This is a genomic window from Algoriphagus sediminis (assembly GCF_030403435.1).
GTDB classification, from domain to species: domain Bacteria; phylum Bacteroidota; class Bacteroidia; order Cytophagales; family Cyclobacteriaceae; genus Algoriphagus; species Algoriphagus sediminis.
Map to the genome: position 1 here is coordinate 92278 of NZ_JAUEPH010000005.1, position 19786 is coordinate 112063.

The 19786-nt window shown below is 39.9% G+C and carries 17 protein-coding genes; 9 read left to right on the forward strand and 8 right to left on the reverse strand.

The genetic code is table 11. The annotated features are described in order from the left end of the window. Position 1 precedes the first annotated feature (1 nt). Positions 2 to 1102, reverse strand: a complete 1101-nt coding sequence (locus QVH07_RS12045; RefSeq protein WP_290000702.1) for a Glu/Leu/Phe/Val dehydrogenase dimerization domain-containing protein — start codon at positions 1100 to 1102, stop codon at positions 2 to 4. 148 nt (positions 1103 to 1250) lie between these two features. On the opposite strand from QVH07_RS12045, the gene QVH07_RS12050 reads away from it, so the two are divergent. Both QVH07_RS12050 and QVH07_RS12055 read left to right on the forward strand, forming a co-directional pair. Continuing rightward, on the forward strand, positions 1251 to 3050 hold the full coding sequence (locus QVH07_RS12050; protein ID WP_290000703.1) for an ABC transporter ATP-binding protein: 1800 nt from the start codon (positions 1251 to 1253) through the stop codon (positions 3048 to 3050). Positions 3051 to 3101: 51 nt separating this feature from the next. Then, positions 3102 to 3416 (forward strand): hypothetical protein, encoded by a 315-nt coding sequence (locus QVH07_RS12055; protein ID WP_290000704.1) that lies wholly within the window; start codon positions 3102 to 3104, stop codon positions 3414 to 3416. 28 nt (positions 3417 to 3444) lie between these two features. On the opposite strand, the gene QVH07_RS12060 is transcribed toward QVH07_RS12055, so the two are convergent. The 7 genes from QVH07_RS12060 to hemW all read right to left on the reverse strand — a co-directional run bounded on the left by QVH07_RS12060 (position 3445) and on the right by hemW (position 11309). Continuing rightward, on the reverse strand, positions 3445 to 4809 hold the full coding sequence (locus QVH07_RS12060) for a peptidylprolyl isomerase (RefSeq protein WP_290000706.1): 1365 nt from the start codon (positions 4807 to 4809) through the stop codon (positions 3445 to 3447). 46 nt (positions 4810 to 4855) lie between these two features. After that, complete coding sequence (locus tag QVH07_RS12065) at positions 4856 to 6853, reverse strand: peptidylprolyl isomerase (protein ID WP_290000707.1); 1998 nt, start codon at positions 6851 to 6853, stop codon at positions 4856 to 4858. Between the two features lie 94 nt (positions 6854 to 6947). Next, on the reverse strand, positions 6948 to 7355 hold the full coding sequence (locus tag QVH07_RS12070; RefSeq protein WP_290000710.1) for an ATP-binding protein: 408 nt from the start codon (positions 7353 to 7355) through the stop codon (positions 6948 to 6950). 2 nt (positions 7356 to 7357) lie between these two features. Beyond that, positions 7358 to 7690: an STAS domain-containing protein gene (locus QVH07_RS12075; protein WP_290000712.1), complete on the reverse strand. Its 333-nt coding sequence runs from the start codon at positions 7688 to 7690 to the stop codon at positions 7358 to 7360. Between the two features lie 3 nt (positions 7691 to 7693). Next, complete coding sequence (locus QVH07_RS12080; protein WP_290000713.1) at positions 7694 to 9760, reverse strand: GAF domain-containing SpoIIE family protein phosphatase; 2067 nt, start codon at positions 9758 to 9760, stop codon at positions 7694 to 7696. A gap of 90 nt (positions 9761 to 9850) precedes the next feature. Beyond that, positions 9851 to 10162: a DciA family protein gene (locus QVH07_RS12085; RefSeq protein ID WP_290000714.1), complete on the reverse strand. Its 312-nt coding sequence runs from the start codon at positions 10160 to 10162 to the stop codon at positions 9851 to 9853. Position 10163: 1 nt separating this feature from the next. Continuing rightward, positions 10164 to 11309: a radical SAM family heme chaperone HemW gene (hemW, locus tag QVH07_RS12090; RefSeq protein WP_353890991.1), complete on the reverse strand. Its 1146-nt coding sequence runs from the start codon at positions 11307 to 11309 to the stop codon at positions 10164 to 10166. A gap of 56 nt (positions 11310 to 11365) precedes the next feature. Between hemW and QVH07_RS12095 the strand changes: the two genes are divergently transcribed. From QVH07_RS12095 to porM, 7 genes are all read left to right on the forward strand, one after another. Continuing rightward, the gene (locus QVH07_RS12095; RefSeq protein ID WP_290000716.1) at positions 11366 to 13030 is read left to right on the forward strand and encodes a BamA/TamA family outer membrane protein; all 1665 of its coding nucleotides are present in this window, start codon (positions 11366 to 11368) and stop codon (positions 13028 to 13030) included. Between the two features lie 3 nt (positions 13031 to 13033). After that, entirely contained in the window at positions 13034 to 14146 is a 1113-nt protein-coding gene (locus QVH07_RS12100) for a DUF4271 domain-containing protein (RefSeq protein ID WP_290000718.1), read from the forward strand. A 28-nt stretch (positions 14147 to 14174) separates the two neighbouring features. Next, entirely contained in the window at positions 14175 to 14948 is a 774-nt protein-coding gene (locus tag QVH07_RS12105) for a uroporphyrinogen-III synthase (protein ID WP_290000720.1), read from the forward strand. Positions 14949 to 15025: 77 nt separating this feature from the next. Continuing rightward, on the forward strand, positions 15026 to 16009 hold the full coding sequence (locus QVH07_RS12110) for a PorP/SprF family type IX secretion system membrane protein (protein ID WP_290000722.1): 984 nt from the start codon (positions 15026 to 15028) through the stop codon (positions 16007 to 16009). Between the two features lie 167 nt (positions 16010 to 16176). After that, a complete protein-coding gene (gene porK, locus QVH07_RS12115; protein ID WP_290000724.1) occupies positions 16177 to 17271 on the forward strand; it encodes a T9SS ring complex lipoprotein PorK/GldK in 1095 nt (364 codons plus the stop codon). A gap of 51 nt (positions 17272 to 17322) precedes the next feature. Then, positions 17323 to 18114 carry a type IX secretion system motor protein PorL/GldL gene (porL, locus tag QVH07_RS12120; protein ID WP_290000725.1) on the forward strand — a complete coding sequence of 264 codons (792 nt, stop codon included), beginning with the start codon at positions 17323 to 17325 and terminating at the stop codon, positions 18112 to 18114. Positions 18115 to 18153: 39 nt separating this feature from the next. After that, complete coding sequence (gene porM, locus QVH07_RS12125) at positions 18154 to 19764, forward strand: type IX secretion system motor protein PorM/GldM (RefSeq protein ID WP_290000726.1); 1611 nt, start codon at positions 18154 to 18156, stop codon at positions 19762 to 19764. Positions 19765 to 19786: the final 22 nt, after the last annotated feature.

A 19786-nucleotide genomic window follows, 5' to 3' on the forward strand; every position in this document is an offset into this window, starting at 1 on the left:
ATCAGAAGGATAGTTTGACCCTACCAATGGCCTCTATTCTTTCTTTCGCAACCTTGATGGCCGCTAATTGAGCAGATATCTGTTCCCTTTCAGATTTTTCAAAAATCTCCAAACAGGTATCATAAATCTTCTCAGTTTGTCGATAGACGGTTTCTTTGTCATGACCTCCTAAATATTCAGCTCCAACATTAATTACTCCACCGGCATTGATTAGAAAATCAGGGGCATAGATAATTCCTCGGTTTTGAAGCTCAAGACCATGCTTTTCTTCGTCTTTCAATTGATTATTCGCAGCTCCGGCAATCACCTGACACTTTAACTTGTCTATGGTATCGTCATTAAGAGTTGCACCCAAAGCACAAGGAGCATAGATATCCATCTCCACTTCATAAATTAAATTCGGATCCACGATGGTAGCCCCTGTCTCTGCTGCCACTTTCTTCAATTTGTCTTCAAAAATGTCCGAGATAAGAATGTCTGCTTTTTCTTTCACAAGGTAGTCAATTAGAAATCGGCCAACTTGCCCTACGCCCTGAACAGCAATTGTTTTTCCTTCAAGGCTATCACTACCAAATGCTTTTTTTGCGGCAGCTTTCATTCCAATGTAAGTTCCATAAGCTGTGACAGGTGAGGGGTCTCCACCACCACCACGAGTTTCGGGTAATCCGGTGACATGCTTTGTCTCCATGGCAATATATTCCATGTCAGCAGTGCTCATGTTCACATCTTCAGCTGTCACATACCTACCTGAAAGCCCTTCAATGAAACGTCCGAATCGTCTCAGAAATGCTTCATTTTTCATTTTAGGATCCCCAATGATTACCGCTTTACCACCGCCAAGATTTAATCCGGCGAGGGCATTTTTGAAAGTCATCCCTCTGGAAAGTCGCAAGACATCAGTGATAGCTTCCTCTTCGGTGGCGTAGGGCCACATTCGGGTACCACCCAATGCAGGCCCCAAAGTAGTGTTATGAATTCCAACAAGGGCTTTTAGCCCGGTAGCCTTATCGTGGCAAACGACAAGCTGTTCGTGTTCCATTTCCGTGATTTGACCAAAAACAGACCCTTGCTTCATTGTTTCTTTGGCTTTAGTTTCTAACATACGAACTTACACTTTTAGAATGTGTTATATTTGGGTAATTCCTTGACAGGAAAATTGAAGAACAAAATTAAATACTTTTTTCCGTCTTTATTGGGTCAAGATACGCAGTTTTAAATGACTGTTTTCTCATAATTAAAGTTTTTATTTGGTGAAGTCACTTTGGAGATTAAATAAGTATTTGTACCGATATCGGGGACTATTACTTCTGGGAATACTATTTACGGTAATCTCAAACATATTCGTAATTATTCCTGCACAGTTGGTTCGTTTAGCCATAGATTATGTGGTTGAGAGTGTTACTTTTTATCAGCCTCTTCAAATGGCAGGTCTGGCTGATGAAGCAAGGGAGGTGTTCCTCCATTACGTTCTTATTTTTGGAGTCCTCATTCTGGCAATGGCTTTATTAAGAGGGTTTTTCCTCTTTCTAATTCGGCAGACGATTATCATCATGTCTCGAAAGATAGAGTATGATTTAAAAAATGACATTTTCAATCATTATCAACAGCTCCCTTTAAGTTTTTTTAGAAAAAATAGCACGGGAGACCTTATGGCTCGGATCACCGAGGATGTAAGCCGGGTAAGAATGTATCTGGGACCTGCCATTATGTATGGGATTAATCTTTTGATTCTTTTTCCATTGGTGATCTCCTACATGATTTCCGTAAATCCTACGCTCACTTTCTATTCACTTCTTCCTCTTCCTGTACTTTCGATCAGTATTTATTTCGTGAATAATCTAATTAACGAGCGGTCTGAAAAAATTCAAAGGAGCTTGTCTGGACTGAGCACTTTTGTTCAGGAGGCATTCTCGGGTATTCGGGTTTTAAAGGCTTTCGTGAGGGAAGAAGACAGTGCAAGAGATTTTGATACAGCGAGTGAAGATTATAAAGTAAAATCAATCGATCTCACAAAAGTAAATGCCTTGTTTTTTCCATTGATTATGGCGCTTGTAGGTATCTCAACCATAATTACAGTCTATGTTGGAGGGATGCAGGTGATCAATGGTCAAATAGGCTATGGGGTGATCGCAGAATTTATTCTTTATGTAAATATGTTGACCTGGCCTGTGACATCTTTAGGTTGGGTGACTAGTATCATCCAACGTGCCGCAGCCTCCCAGACTCGTATCAATGAATTTTTGGATGAGAAAAACCATCTGGTTAGTACGGAAAACCTAGAGGCTGATATTCAAGGTGAAATTCAAGTGACTGATTTGTCTTTTGTGTATCCGGACTCAGGGGTGAAAGCGCTGGATAAAGTGTCTTTTGAGATTGGACATGGGCAGACTTTGGGCATTATAGGTACAACCGGCTCAGGGAAGTCAACTATCGCCAATCTATTGATGCGAATGTATCATCCTACAAACGGTGAGATAAAAGTGGATGGTCAGCTTTTGGAAAAATATTCCACAGAGAGCCTTAGAAAGCAAATAGGTTATGTTCCTCAGGACGTCTTCTTATTTTCAGATACCATTCGAAATAATATCGCTTTTGGTCTGGAAAACCCAACAAAGGAAATTATCGAACAGGCGGCCAAAGATGCAGACGTTTATCAAAATATTGTCGACTTCCCCAGGGGCTTTGATACAATTCTTGGGGAAAGAGGAATTACTCTTTCCGGCGGACAAAAACAGAGAGTATCCATTGCCAGGGCTATTGCAAAGGAACCAAAGATCCTCATTTTAGACGACTGTCTTTCTGCAGTGGACACCAAAACAGAAAATGTCATTCTAAATGCTTTGAGAGATATTATGAAGGATCGAACGTCCATCATTATCTCTCATAGAGTTTCTTCAGCCAAACTTGCTGACCACATCATCGTATTAGATGATGGAAGAATTGTTGAGCAGGGTACACATAGCCTACTGATGGATAAGAAAGGAGTCTATGCAGACCTATATGAGAAGCAGACCCAAAGTAGCGAATCCATGGACGAACCTTTGATTTAGCCTCTTTTTCACTCAAAAATTGAGTAACTTATTAATTCAAACCTAAGCCTTATGAAAAAAGAAAAAAGCACAATTGACGAAATTGAAGACGTCCTTCAGGAGATAGGAGAGAAAATAGAAGAACTCGTGAAAAAGGGTGAGGAAGCTGGAAAGGAGGCAAAAGTGGAAATTGACAAAAAGCTTTCAGAGCTAAGAGAAAATAAAACGACTCTGGAGGAAGAGTTAAAAAAGGGTAAAGACCTACTCGAAAAAGAATTTAAATCTCAAAAGGAAAAAATTGACCCAAGGCTAGAAGAATCAAAAAATCATTTAGCCGAAGGATTAAAACAAATTGGATTGGCCCTTAAGGCACTTTTCATGAAATGAGAAAAAGCTCCAATATTGGAGCTTTTTCTCATTTTTCTTCTAAAACATTACATCGGTCATAGCTCGGATCCAAATCTATAAAAACATCTTCCTTTGCTGTGAGAAACCATTCACTGAGTAGTTCATCCTCTTTTGATCTCAAAGTTGCTGCTTTCATTTTTTCGTAGTCATCGTTGAGATTAGCTCTGTGAGCAGGATATCTGGATTGATAGTAAAGAATCCGAATTTGGGTCCCAGCTCGTGGGGTTTCAAAACGAATAGGTTCAGTAATTTCTCCCACTTCCATACTATCTAGAGTAAAGTATAAAACAGGATCTTCGAGAGTTCTTAAGGTCAGCCGGTTTGAACCGTTATTTGGATCTGTGAAAAATCCTCCATTGTCAGAGGTAGTTCTATCATCAGAGTTTTCCTTGGCGGCCTTCGCAAAATCAATATTTCCTGCTTGGATTTCTGTTTTCAAACTATCCAAAAACCTTTCTGCCTTCATTAGATCTGCTTCTGAAGCTTGAGGTATTCTAAGGATATGTCTGGTGTTGTATCTGGATCCATCGATTTCCAGTAGTTGAATCATATGAATTCCGAAATCAGTTTCAACGGGATCACTTATTTCTCCCTGTCTGAGACCTAGAGCTGTGGCTTCATATTCTGGAGCTAGTTCACCCCTACGGAAGAAACCTAAATCTCCACCTTGAGGGCCAGAACCAGGATCTTCAGAAAACCTCCTTGCTAGATCGGCAAAATCTGCTTTCCCTGCTAAAATATCTTCCTTGAACTGCCTAAGCTGATTCACAATCTGATCTTTTATTTCCAGGCTCACTTCAGGCTTTTTTACGATTTGTCCCACAGTCACTTCAGCAGAGAAAAATGGCAAAGAATCGGTTGGGATTAGTTCAAAAAACTCCCGAACCTCAGCTGGAGAAACACTTAATCCTTCAGTGATTCTACTCCGCATCCTTTGCACAATCATCTGCTCTTTGATTACTTCTTCGATCTCAGACTTGAGTTGGTCTGAAGTCTTTCCATAAACTTCGATAAGGGTACCTTCGTCACCTCCAAATTGCTGCATGACCATATTGAATCTTTGGTCAGCCTGAAGCATAACCTCAGCATCTGAAACAACCACCGAATCTATTTCGGCCTTGGCAACCATTAGTTTATTGATGAGTAAAGACTCAAAAACCTGACATCGTGTGGGAGGTTCGATTCCTTGCTGGGATTGAGCGATCGCTTCAATGAAACTTCGCTGAACATCTGATTCCAGTACAATGAAATTATCAACTTTGGCAACGATTTTATCCAATACCTGACCGGTGGGTTCTTCATCCTGGGCAAGGATATTTCCACTACTGATCAAGAAAAGGGCTAGTAAAATTATGTGGTTTAGTTTTTTCATTTTATAAATGAGCTATCCCATACGGATAGTTAACTAGGTGATTAAATTATTGATTCAATGCGATGAAAGCTTCCTCTTTTGCCTCTTCATCGATTACAATTGGATATTTTTCTCTTAGTTTTTCGATTAAACTATCGTCCAGGTATTCCTGATAATCTTTGATAACCAAACCGCGAATCTCGGTAAAATCTTTGGGACCGCCTTCAATTACATCTCCTATTACTAAAAGATGAAGGTGACCATTTGCTTCTACTTCCTGATAGGTCTGGTTGAGGTCGGCTGAGGAAAGAACAGGGTGATTGTCTATTTCCATCAATCCGTATTCACTTTGAAAGGCAAGCTGATTTTGGCTTTGTATCGAATTTTCAAATTCCTTCTTTAAGTCAGGGGTCAGGTTTTTTGAAATAAGAAAATCTCTTGCGAGGGAGGCTTTACCAATGTCTAAGACCTTGACCATCATAGCCTCTACACGATCTTTCCAGAAGTAATCTTCCAGATTTGCGTTATAGTAGCTTCTCTGCCCCAAAGAATCCATAATGCCTTTTTGCCATACTTCCTGATTCATCAGTGAAAAAAGGAGAATGCCATCTCTGTACTCGTTCAGAGTCATTTGATAATCCCGATTTGATTCAGTGACGTCCTTTTCTTCAGTTCTATTGAGGCACTCGGCCGTAAAGGCAGTATACCAGCTATCGAACAAAGTTTCAGAGTTTGAATTTGGGATTCTTTCTTTCCATGAGACAAAGCTCAAAAAATCTGTGGTGGTGTACGCTTTTCCACTGATTCGGAAGAGTTCACTATCACTCCAATTGGGTGAATCTTTGAAATTTTGATAGTCACTGGCTCTGGAAAAGCCCTCTAGGTTTTCCTTTAGGCTAAGGTAGTTCGATTCATTTTCCTCAAAACTGTATCTTGATTTCTGGATCGCCATTACCTGGGACTGAATCAGTGATCTCCTGGAAGCTCGAAGTATTTTGGAACGAATAACCTGTTCCTGAGATTCAAAGGACTCTAAGGGCCTTTTGTCTTCCAATCTCAAAATATGGTACCCATATTGAGTTTTTACTGGAGGAGAAATTTCTCCCTCTTCGGAAAGTGAAAATGCAGTCATTTCAAATTCTGGGATCATTGACCCCACACTAAACCAGGGTAGCATTCCACCTTTTTCTCGCGTAGATGCGTCTTCTGAGAAATTTTTAACTATTTCAGTCCAGCTGGTGCTCTCTTTTTGAATTTCCTGGTAGATATCTCCAACCAACCGTTTTGCATTGTCTTCGCCATCAGGATTTTCAGGATCTATTCTGACCAGCAGGTGAGAAACCTTTACCTGCCCTGGGTTTGGTCGTCGATCCATTACCTGGATGATATGGTACCCAAAGTCGGTCAATACCGGATCTGATATTTCTCCCGTGCGCATATTGTAAACTGCATCTTCAAAAGCAGGTACCATTTGCAAAGCAGTGAAATAGCCCAAATCGCCACGATTTAGTTTGGCAGAAGGATCATCCGAATACTCTACTGCGAGTTCATTAATGTTTCCTCCATTTTCTACTTCCTGCTTCACTTTTACAGCCATCCGCAATACGATCAGAGAATCTTCTTTGCTGGCATTTGGAGGGAATTGGAAAAGGATATGGCTCGCCCTTACCACCTCTTGCATTCTGGAATATGCTTTTCGAACTTCTCCTTCTTCCAAAGAATTTTTTATTAAATAAGGGGCCATTAAGTTCTCCTTGAAGGATTCATATTCCCTTAAAAATTCTTCGGTTTTGTGGAGGTTCAGGCTTTCGGCTTCTTTAACTTTCAGTTTATAATTGACGAAAAGCTCCAGGTTTTCTTCGAACTCCTCTCTGGATAATCCTCCCACAGATGGATCTTCTTTTTGACCTTTTGAGATGAGATAAATTAGCTCAGATTTGGAAACGGGCTCCCCACCGATAGTCATGATCTCATCTGACTGATCAGCCAATGCCCCTTCCATCTGAAAGAAACTAAGACAGCTCAGCAGCGCATAAAATGTTGCTATTTTGAGATAAAAATTCATGGTTGATCGTAATGCGTTCAGTTCGCAATGTTACAAATTTATCAAGAAATGAGGGGATTCTAATTGCCCATCAGGCTTTTAACATGAATTAGGATCAAATCTTCTTTATCAGCTGACAGATGTTTGTTTTTCCTACGGCTGAAAATTTGATTTCATCCATAATTTTCTTGACCAGAATAATTCCTATACCACCTTTTCTTTTTTCTCCCACCACTTGTTTGATTTTTGGAGTGTCGTATTCGAGTAAATTAAAGGAATCACCTTGATCCCTGATCTCAAAAATAATTCTACTCTCGCTCTGGCTCACTTGCACACTGATATGTTCGCTTTGGTTACAATGATGCGAATGAATGATCAGGTTGGCACAAACCTCTTCCACAGCAAGGATCAACTGTAATTGTAAAGCATCCGAAATGGCACTTTCTTCCAGCTTCTCTTGCAAGAATTTACGGAGTTCGGCGAGCGATGCAGTTTGGCAATATAATTTTATGACATTATTCATTTTCAGCTGGCCAAAGCAGCTTCCTTATCTGTGAATATTGGTATTAACTGATCCAAACCTAGGATTTTGAATACTTCGAAAACTTTCTCGGAAAGACCATAAATCTTGAATGAAATGCCCTCTTCTTTAAAATCTTCTAAGTATGACATGAAAACACCGAGCCCGGCCGAGGAAATGTATTCCAATCCTAGACAATCCACCAAAATACTTTTGGTTCCTGTTTGAATAGCTTCCTGCATGGCTTCATCCAGCTGCACGGAGTTACTGGCATCTATTTCTCCCTGTACCCTCAAGATATGATTTGGACTTTCGGAAATTTGTTTGAGTTTGAGCATTGTTTATTTCTTAAACTTTACCACCATCATGGAATAGTCATCGTCTATCAGACCATCACCACCAACGAAACCGTGGAGAGATTGAATTATTTTTTGTTGAATTTCTTCGGGGCCTAGACCATGATAAACCTCTAAAAGGTTTCGGATTCTTTCATAACCAAATTGCTGGGACTTTTCATTTTTAGCCTCTACGATTCCATCTGTGAATAGCACCAAAGTATCTCCATCGCTGTAGTGGAAAGTCTTTTCTTCTACGTGATTTGAATATTGCTTGTTTCTTAAAATTCCTAAGCCAAGACCTTCGATTCCAAGGTACTCTGAATGGGAAGTTTTGGTATCAAAGTAAAGAGTCGGTACATGACCTGCTCTGGCATGACAAATCGATTTTTTCGAAGTGTCCAAAATAAAGATGGAAGCGGTAATGAAGTGGTTTCTTTCCAAACACTTACTCAAGGCTGCATTGGCCTTCACCATAAATGCTGCCGGAGATAGATCAAGTTGAATTAAACTTTGGAAGATTCCCTTCATCTGTGACATGTGAAATGCAGCTGATGTTCCCTTCCCAGAAACGTCTCCAATAATCAGAACGAATCGATTCTCATCTAATTGATAAGTGTCGTAATAGTCACCTCCTACCTCATCTGCGGTGTTTGAAAATGCACAAATATCGAAATGCTCGTTGTGATCCAGATTCTCAGGTAATAGGGCTTTTTGTACGCGCTGAGCAATCTTTAATTCCTCCTGATATCGCTCATTTCTAATTGCTTGGTTAAGCAGCCTATGATTTTCTACAGAAATGGATGCTTGCCTGACGAAGGTGGTGATGATGGAGATCATCTCTTTATTAAAACCATCCTTCACCTCTTTTAATAGAACCATCCTTCCAATAACTGTTCGATTTAGAATCAAGGGTACTAAAAGTGCAGACTCAAATTTCGGGTGTACAAGGCGAAGTGGAATCGGTTCTATTTCATGCGAAATTTCGTCTTCGGGAAAATCTCTCGATGCCTTGTTTTGTTCGATTAGGTTAGCGACTTCTTCCTTAGTATTTTTATCAATGAGTCGAGCTTGAAGATTGGAATCACTCTCTATAATTTTCCCATTCAATTCTAACCATGCCGCATCTGAAAATGAAGCGCTCATACATGAGTCCATCAAAATGTCCAGAACTTTTTCCTCATTTTCATCGGGCTGAATTGATTGGCTTAGACGCTGAAAGCTGAGGGCCTCAGTGAGTTTTTGCTCGAAGACTGAAGAAGTAGGTAGATTGAATAGGGTGACTAGAAAGGCAAAAACAGCATATGTGAAAATGAAGGAGAAAAGAGCAATTAAAAACAGGTTGTCTGTTAGGTTTACCATGTATACACTTCTATCTGTATAATTTCGAAGCTGGAAAAAAAGGTATCCACAGGAAATGATGATTATCGCTAAAAACAGAAGCGACTTCCATTTTTCTTTGAAGGTCAAATAGGGTATCCACTTCAGGTTAACAGACAGAATAATTCCAAAACCAATCAAAATTACCATTCCAAAAAGGAAGCTGTAGTCAAGTGTGTTTTGATTGAAAAAAATGAAAACCATGGAGATCAGGAGTATAAACTCAAAGGCCTGCCATTGCTTTACTACCCGTTTGTTCTTTTGATATAAAATCAAATTCTTCCAAAGCAGGGTAACGGAGATCAAAAAGATGGATGTGAGGGCAAAATTTATGTGATAGAAAAAGTTTTTCAGGAAAGGCTCATTTGCCAGTTTTGTGTCACCAAGGCTCGAATAAAAAAATGTCACAAGCAAGGCAAATCCAGATGCGAAAATCCCGGTTGAAGCAGCTCTCCAGATAAGACCAAGAAAATTGATTTGATTTCCCTTATTTATCGTGTAGTTATAGAAACTGTAAACGGAAAGGAAAAAGAGAATCTCCAGAATCCATGTGAACTCTTCTCGAATACCGGATTCCAGTTCATTCACTATACCAAAAACCCTGACTAAGTCCACGAATAGCAGAGCCAGCCACACTAGAATAGCGAGGAGAAAGCTTAGCCTACCTGAATTAATCTTGAGTGCTTTTAACATAGTTATCTCGCACAAGTATACTTATTTATCCCTGAAATTAGGTGGAGAAATCTCGCGCTGAAGTTGGAGAAAGGTAGGTTTTAACGAATTCTAATAAAACACCAGATCCGTAATCAAATCTTCCCCATACTTTTCATGGATTAGGTTCAGAACTTTCTGCTTATTCATCTGAAGCTCTTTTTTCACCGGTCCAGATTGTATTTTTACAAAAAGTTTTTTGTCCTTTATATAAAGGTTTGTGGTTCGACTTGAGATGGTTTTTCCCACCAGTTCAGGCCACTGATGGATCAAAGACTTTTCCTGGAATTTATCCTCAAGACGATATGCTTTTAATAACTCCTTAAAGGCCGACTCCATGGGAGCAGCGTCTTTCTTTCGGCTTGAGCTGGAAAATCTTTGCATATTAATCGGTAAAAAGTGCTGAAGCCACACTATCTGCGAGTAGCTTACCTTTCTTCGTCAAAGTTACATTTTTTTCATTCCAAAGAAGTAAGCCTTCCTCATTCATCTTCTCGATTAGTTTGATTTTTAATTTAAGGAGATCAAAGTTCAATTTTGACTTTAGATAATCCAGATCAGCTCCCCAAATCGTTCTGAGACTGGTAAGAAGATACTCATTGATTTTGTCTTCACGGCTTAAAAATGCTGATTCATATGCGATTTGATTTTGAGAAAGCTTTCTAATGTAGATGGCATTATTTCTAACATTACTTCCTCTGTCCTCACCATCAAAACTAAAGGCAGAAGGCCCCACCCCCAAGTAAGAAATATGTTTCCAATAGTTTGAATTGTGGAGGGATAGCTTACCATCCTTGGCAAAGTTCGATACCTCATACTGAGTGTAGCCCATCTTTTCTGTGTATTCCTGGAGGATTTCAAATTCCACAGCTACGTAATCATCATTGGCCTCTTTAAAGCTGCCTTTTTGGGCCCAGTGGCCTAAAGCTGTATTTGGCTCCACAGTCAAAGCATAGCAGGACAAATGGCCAGGATCTAGTTCAAGGGCAATTTGCAAATCCTTCATCCAGGCATCATGGCTTGTGTCGGGATACCCATAAATCAGGTCCAGATTGAACTTCTCAAATCCCTCTTTTCTAGCCTTGTCAATGGCTAATAAAGATTCTTCTGCTGTGTGGGCTCTATTATAAAAGGACAGTCGGTTTTGCTGAAAGCTCTGAATTCCAAGGGAAAGCCTGTCGATCCCTAAGCTTTTCCAGCTTTGAAGTTTTTCCTCAGAGAGGTCATCCGGGTTTGCTTCTAGGGTCACTTCTTGAAGTTCACAACGGTGAAATGAGTGGACCGTGTTCAGAATGCGCTCGATATCCTTTGCTTCAAGAATAGAAGGACTTCCACCTCCAAAATAAATGGTCTGTATCCTCTGTCCTTTAAGAAAACCCCTTCTAAGCTCCAATTCCTTGCAGATTGCTGAAATCATCTGCTCTTTAAGATTCAGGCTCGTAGAAAAATGAAAATCACAATAATGACAAGCTTGCTTGCAAAATGGGATATGGATGTAAATGCCTGCCAAAGTAATTCCGTTATTTTGCAAATATAACTACTAGTCTTACTCCTCTGAACCGACTGACCCAAATAGTATTTTTCCTGTTGATTTGCTTTACACAGATCAGTTACGCCCAGGATTCTTCGGTTTTGATTTGGCTGACAAATAATGATGAGGTTAAGCAGGAAAAATTATTTCTCAGCTCGAGTTCGAGGGAAATTTTTCTTGACTCTATACTTACCCAGAAGGTAGCTGAAGGATATCTTTCTGCCTATTGGAATCAGGAAACAAAAGCGGATACACTTTTTGCTGTTTTGGATCTAGGTCCAAAAATCAAGTCAGTTCGAATTTATTCAGATAACCTTCCGACCAGATTTAATGAAGGCGAAAGCAAAAATGAAAGGACCTATTTAGAGTACTCGAAATGGACTCAGAAGATTCTTTTACAGGCTGAAAACGAAGGTTTCCCTTTTGCAAGTTTGGAACTGGACTCCGTAAAAAGAGACGGAGAGAGCTTGATCGGGAGTTTGGTTTTCGACCCTGGTCCAAGAATTACTTGGGATTCTGTAAAGGTAGAAGGGCAAAGTAGGACTTCACCTAAATATCTTCAGAATTTAAGTTTTCTAGAAATAGGGAAACCATTCTCACAATCTAAATTCGAGCAAGCAACACTTCTGATTTCTTGTTCACCTTACTTTTCGCTAGCCAGAAATCCTGAATTAAGGTTTCAACAGCGCAAGGCCCAACCAGTTTTTACTCTCCGAGATAGAAGGGCAAATAGGCTGGATGGGGTGATTGGAATTTTGCCAAATGAGAACGAGCAAGGCAAGGTGTTAATCACAGGCCAGCTTGATCTGGAGCTCTATCACTTGGGAGGAAAAGGAAGGGATATTGAAGTTCACTGGCAGCGATTGAATGTGGAAACTCAGAGTCTAAGCCTCGGTTATCGGGAATCCTTCCTCTTTGGATCACCTCTCAGCGCCCGCATTGGGTTTAACTTGCTTAAGCAGGATACGACTTTCCTCAATAGGAATTTTGAATTATCCTTTGGCTATAGGCCAAGGCCAAATCTAAGTTTGAGCTTTTTTACGATTAGAGAAGCCAGTGATCTAATTTCCACTTTTGGCTTTGGTGAAATAACGGAGTTACCAGATGCTGCTGATTTTCGCTGGAATCAATATGGATTTGGCCTGGATTGGAATACTCTAGACTCACCGATTCTTCCAAGATCAGGGTGGAGATTTTTGACGAATTTCTCCGCTGGAAATAAAAGGATCATCCAAAACACCGCGATTCCAGAAGAAATCTATAATTCCATTGATTTAAATACCGCTCAGTATTCAGTGTATGGATCTATCGAAAAATTCATCAACGTAAATCCATCATGGGGAATGTGGGCTCGCTCTTCTTTTGGATGGATAGAAAACGAAAACCTATTAACGAATGATCTTTTTCGGCTTGGTGGGTTAAAAAGTATCCGTGGATTTAATGAAAACTTCTTTTATGCACGTAGTTTTGGATATCTGAATTTTGAGCAGCGCCTGTTTTTCGGAGAAGGGTCCTATTTGTTGGCCTTCGTGGATGGAGGGATTATACAAGATCCATTTTCTCAGATAAGCCGGGATACAGCCTTCTCAGTAGGAGGGGGGCTTAATTTAGACACTGGCAATGGGTTATTTAAATTTATTTTGGGATTGGGTTCATCCAATGAACAGCCGTTTTCTATTTCCTATTCAAGGATTCATTTTGGATATGTGGCAACCTTTTGACAAATGAGAGTAATTAGAGCAATTTTAGTTTTTATCATTTTTGCAATAGGTCTCAAGGGCTATGCTCAAACCCTCGTTGATCACACAGGTGAGATTGAAAGACTGCCGAAGGAAAATTTATTAGATACTCAGGTACGATACGAATTGGACTTGGATTTAAAGGCTTTTCCTAGTTCCAATGTGCTGATGAATTTACCGGGTCCGATTACGGTGTTTGCCAATTCTGAAGTTTGGTTTTTTGCAGGGCAAGACACAACCATTCTAATGCCTTTGTCTTCAATAAAAAATTCGTTTGCCGGAGAGGAGCTAAGTTTGATATTCATGGGTGAAAAGCTAAGTATCGAAGATTTCAAGGTCCAAAAGGTTCTATCATCAGCTAATCTTCCACAGGCAAAGAAAACATCAAATGTTCTAGAGGTAAGACAAGGGTTGACCAAATCTTCTTTAAATAATGTTTTTTTCGTTGGGGTGATCATTATTCTTTTTCTCACTGCGATTTACAGGATGGCCTATCCTTTTCTCTTTGCTTCGATGACTCAGCCTTTATCCTTGATTAATGCGGAGGACTTTTCTCAAAGTGGATCCCTTCAAAAATTCTTTTCACTTGATATTTTACTTTTCGTGATGATCACGAATTTATTGTTGGGAATGATATCCTTGGTTGGGCTGGCCTTATTTCAGGATTCATGGGTCTCAAATTGGACGGGGTTTGAGTTTTGGCCTTTGGCTGGTTTATGGCTCCTACTTTCCTTTGCGTTCTTTCTGATTACAATTGTCAAATTTTCCTTTTTGAGAACCACGGCTTTTGTTTTTGATCTGGGAAGGGTTCCATTTTCACATTTTTTCTATTTGCTAAGAATTCTGATCATTGGAAGTGGAATTCTTCTATTGATCATCGCCTTTTTTTTGGTAAACAACTTTGATCAGTCTCAAGAGGCTTTGAATCTTTTGCTACAGGCAATTTTTTGGCTTTACCTTTTAGGGGTTTTTATGCTTTTCATAATTATGAGTAATCGATTCAGCTTTAATAAATATCATTTATTTACTTACCTTTGCCTCGCAGAAATGGTACCCTTTCTGGTGTTTGCCAAGATCATCATGAATTTGGGTCAGTAATTTAGGAAGCTAAAACACGTATTTTCGAATGAGCACAGTGAGCAAAGATAGGTTGAGACCAGTGAAAAGCATTTTGGTTTCTCAGCCTAAGCCCTCTAATCCAAAGTCTCCTTACATTCAGCTGGCAGAAAAATATAAGCTTAAGATTGACTTCAGGCAATTTATCCGGGTCGAGCCTGTTCCAGCTAAAGAATTTAGAAAGCAAAAAATAGATATCCTTAAGCATACAGCGGTAATTTTTACCTCTAGGAATGCTATCGATCATTTTTTTTCCATCTGTAAAGATTTCAAAATTGAGATGCCTGCAGATATGAAATACTTCTGTATTTCAGAGCAGACCGCTCACTACCTTCAGAAATACATTGTTATCAGAAAGCGAAAGCTTTTTGTAGGATATAAGACTGCTCGGGATCTTTTCGAATATTTTAAAAAGCACAAGGGAGAGAAATTTCTTTTCCCCTGTTCTGATATTAGAAAGGATGACATTCCGAATTTTCTTACCGAAAATGATATTGATTTCACCGAGGCTGTAATTTACCATACCCTCGCAGACGATCTATCTGACTTGGCAAATGTGAAGTACGATATTTTGGCGTTTTTTAGCCCTTCTGGATTAAAATCACTCATGCAGAACTTTCCGGATTTTGTTCAGGGGCAAACGAGAATTGCGACTTTCGGGCCCACGACATCTCAGGCAGCTGCAGATTTGGGGATGATTATCGATATAGAAGCACCGCTTCCAAACGCCCCAAGTATGACCGGAGCTCTGGAGCTTTACATCAAGAAGGCAAATAATTTGTAATTCTTGGAATCAAAATGTGTTGTTTTTCAGTTTAAATCAATATCATTAGCCGAAAACTAAAACTAAAGCAACCACAGATGAGTCGAAAAGGAGTTTTCTTTCCTTTCATTCGGATATCGATTTTTTTGATTTCCTCCTTTGGATTCATAGAAGAGGGGTGGGCCCAGCAAGATGCTCAGTTCACACAGTACATGTACAATGGCATGTATTATAATCCTGCTTTTGCGGGAAAAGATGGAGGTTTTAGATTTTCAGCCCTACACCGATCTCAGTGGCTTAATTATACGACCAGCTCTGGTGCAGGAGGAGCTCCTGTTACTCAGCTTTTGACAGCACAGGGAAGTCTAGACGGGAAGAATATTGGTTATGGAATTACCCTAGTGAATGATCAAATCGGTGCTAATGGTAATCTTGAAATTAACTTACAGGGTGCATATCACCGCAATTTAAAGAAAGGGACACTGAGTTTTGGGTTATATGCTGGTATGTTCTCAAGTTCACTGGATTATGGTGAATTAATTACTGTGAATCCCGAGCCAGGCTTGCCCACATCGGGAAAGGAAACACAAGTAAATATCAATTTTGGTGCAGGTCTTTTGCTTGACAAAGGGCGATATTATTTGGGGCTCAGCAGTAGGCATTTGAATGAGCCCGCTTTTGATTTTGGAGATGGTTCTTTTGACAACCAGCTTAGAAATCATAGTTATGCATTATTCGGATACCGATTCAGACCAGTTGGAGCTTTGGTGATTGAGCCAAGCTTTTTGTTGAAAACTGTATCCTTTAATAATTTTTCCTACGAAGTGAGCGTTATGGCTACGCATCAAAATAGAATAAGTGGAGGTCTGGCCTTTAGAGGCGAGGAATCCGTTTCGATTATTTTAGGCTATAGTCTGCTTAGAGATAACTCTCTTACAGTGGGGTATGCATTTGATTTAGTGGTAGGAGGTCTTGAGGCGAAATCACCAACTAGCCATGAGCTGATGTTGAGGTATACTTTACCTGATATCAGCAGGGAAATAGAGAGGGTGATTCAGCGTACTCCGCGGTTCAGGTTTTAAGCCTGATTTATGGATAAAAAACTAAAGAATTGATTCACTTTAAGCAGAAAACAGAACGTTTAAAGTTGGCAAGTTATTTGCATTATTGTGCCAAATTCAGCTAAATTTCGCAGTCTGACTGATACGAACTTTCTAGTCAGCAATAGATATGATCAAAATTGTCATTTATGTATAAAAAAATGAACAGTCGCCTCTTGCCAGTAGTGCTTGGCTTGGCTATAGCGACACTTTTACCAGGCTGTGGACTCTTTAATAAAAAGGGTTCAGCAAGTGAAAAGGCGAACAGAAGAGGTGAGGTTACGGGTGTTCCTAAAAGAACTGCCTGGCAACAACAACTTCCTTTAGAAATGGTCCCTGTGAAAGCGGGAACTTTTTGGATGGGTCAATCTGATGAAGATATAGCGTTTACCCAATCTTCCATGAACAAGCAGATAACCATTTCTGAGTTCTTCATGGACAAATACGAAGTTTCTAACAATAAATACAGGCAATTTCTTGAGGCAGTTGCTCAGGGTCAGCTTGAGACGGGTACTCCTACTACTCTAAAAGAGCCGCCCACCTTTAATCTTGAAGAGCTAAAGCCTGATACCACAGTTTGGTCCACAAGCTTTTCTTATCACTATGGAGATCCATTAATGGAATTCTACTTTGATCATCCTGCGTTTGACAATTACCCGGTAGTCGGAGTTTCCTGGGATCAGGCAAAGCAATACTGCGAGTGGAGAACTTATCATCAAAACGCCAACGATGATGTAGATTTTGATGCTCCAAGTTTTAGACTTCCAAGTGAAGCAGAGTGGGAATATGCTGCCAAAGGCGGAAAGGATGTTGCCAAGTACCCTTGGGGTGGTCCGTATCTTAAGAATAAAAGAGGTTGTCTTATGGCAAACTTCAAGCCTGGAAGAGGTAATTACATCGATGACGGATTTGCATATACTGCTCCTGTAGATGTTTTCGCTCCAAATGGTTTTGGATTATATAATATGTCTGGAAATGTTGCTGAATGGGTAATGGATGCTTATTCCACTACTTCAAGAACCCTTACCTGGGATTTGGATCCAATTTATGATGATCCAAATGAGCCAAGAAAAGTAGTAAGAGGGGGATCATGGAAAGATATCGCTCACTATTTGGAGACTTCCACTAGAACTTATGAGTATGAAGATGTAGCTCAAGCGCACATCGGTTTTAGAACTGTTATGACCTTCATTGGTAGATCAGGTTCTATGGACGTAAAATCTTCAAGAAGAAGAAAAAGATAAAATCACTTCAACAATAAAAAAACCTAACACCTTAAAATTTAATTTAACCTGATGGCTGACAACACTTCATTTAAAGCAAAATTCTACAGCAATGTGATGCCGAAAATTTACGGTATCGGTGCTTCTATCGTTATCCTTGGTGCCATGTTCAAAATTCTTGATTGGGCAGGCGGTAACTTAATGATTGGTATAGGTTTGACAACTGAGGCAATCATTTTCTTTTTGTCAGCTTTCGAGCCAAGGCCAGAAGAAGTAGATTGGACAAAAGTTTATCCTGAACTTGCAGGTGAAAGTCCAGCACAAGCTAGGGCAAAAGCAAAATCTGGTTCTGTGACTCAGGAGTTGGATAAGATGCTTGAGAAATCTAAGATCGGCCCTGAATTGATCGATAGTCTAGGGAAAGGAATGCAAAACCTTGCTTCTTCTGCCGAAAAGATGGGTAATCTTTCTGATGCAGCAGTTGCGACTAACGAATATGCCGCGAACGTAAAAACCGCTGCGAAGACTCTTGTAGACATGAACTCTTCTTACAGCAAGACAGCTGCGGCTTTGACAGAAATGTCTTCTGCTTCTCAGGATGCCAAAGAATATCATAATCAGGTACAGGCAGTAACGAAAAATCTTTCAGCTTTGAATTCTGTTTACGAGATGGAATTACAGGATGCAAACAGTCATGTGAAGACTTTAAATAAGTTCTACTCCAATATGACTGCTGCTATGGAAGGTCTTTCTGAGGCTGGAAAAGAAACTGAAGCTTTCAAAAATGAGCTTTCCAAGTTGAATCATAATGTAAGTTCTCTTAATAAAATCTATGGTGGAATGCTTTCTGCCATGAAAGGTTAATCTCAAAACTCTTCAAATTTTAAACGCTAACAAAAAGAAATGGCAGGAGTAAAAGAGACACCAAGACAACGGATGATCGGGATGATGTACCTGGTTCTTACGGCTTTGCTAGCATTGCAGGTAAGTAATCAGATTCTACAAAAATTCATTCTGATCAATGACGGAATGGAGAGAACATCTCAGAACTTTATAAATAAGAATGTTTCGACAGTTGAGTCAATTGAATATACAGTTGAGCAGCAGGGAAACAATGAGAAGGATGTGCCAAAGGTAGGAGCAGCACAAGAAATTCGCTCTGCTACAAGGGATATCTATTCTTATCTAGGGCAATTAAAGCAAGACCTTATTGAGCAGTCAAATGCAAAGAATGATGAGGGAAACTTTGAGAACGCAAATTTGAAAAACACTGAAATTCCTGGAAACATGTTTAATAACCAGGGAATAGGTGAAGAACTTAAAACAAGACTCAATTCTTATCCAGATCAAATAGAGGGCATTTTACAAGGAATTGGTATTGATGATCTTCAGTTTGATGATATCGCAAAGGACGCAAATGAAATTCCAATTTTTGCGAATGACTCTGAAGTAAGAAATAAAGACTTTGTTTCTTTGAATTTTGTGAAGTCACCAGTTGGAGCCGTTTTAGCTTTAATCTCACAGTGGCAAAATGAAGTTTTAAACATTGAAAGTGAGTCGCTTACCAGAATCTCCAATTCAATCGGTACGTTCTATTTCAAGGCCGATATTGTAGAAGCGAGAATCGCAGCCACTTCAAATGTGGTAGCTGCAGGTTTACAATTTGAAGGGGATATGTTTATTGCATCAAGTTCTTCTTCAGCAGCTCCGACCATGACATTGGACGGAAGAGAGGTTCCAGTGGAAAATGGATTTGGTAAAATTAGCTTTACTGTTCCTCCTGCTAGTGAATATGATGAGAGAGGACTCGCCGAAAGGGTATTGAGGGGAGAGATTCTTACCAATGTAGGTGGAGAGGATCAAGTTCTCGAAGTTGAATACCCATATTATGTGGCTCAGCCAATAATAAAGGTTTCCTCTGAGGTAGTTCAACAGCTATATGCTGATTGTGCTAATGATCTTTTGATTGAAGTGCCTGCTCTAGGTAATTCATATGCACCAGATTTCACAGTGTCTAATGGTCAGGCTATCAAAGGAAATTCACCAGGTCAACTTACCGTTGTGCCAGGAGCATCTGGATCTGTAACTATCGGAGTGAGCAGTGGAGGCAATAAAATCGGAGATGTTTCGTATGAAATAAAACCAGTACCAGCTCCTACTTTAGAGCCTGTGCTAGGTAACGGAACACCTGTAGATCTTTCACAAGCTCAAGCAATTGGTTCTTTAACGGGGCTCAAAATCAATGCAGTTCCTGAGCCAACATTTGGAAGAACGATGGCGAGAGATGCTAATTTCGAGGTGACAGGTGGTGAGATGAGGCTGCTGAGAAATGAAGTTCCTCGTCAGACTGTTCAAATCACAAATGGCGCTAGTCTTGCTATGAGACAACTTCTAGAAACTGCACGGGCTGGTGATGACATTGTATTTGAAATTCGTCAGGTAACCAGAACGAACTTCCGAGGGAATAGAATTCCTTCAGAATTAAGACAAATTATCCGAATCCCGGTTAAGTAATTCGGGCGGAAACAGAAAAATA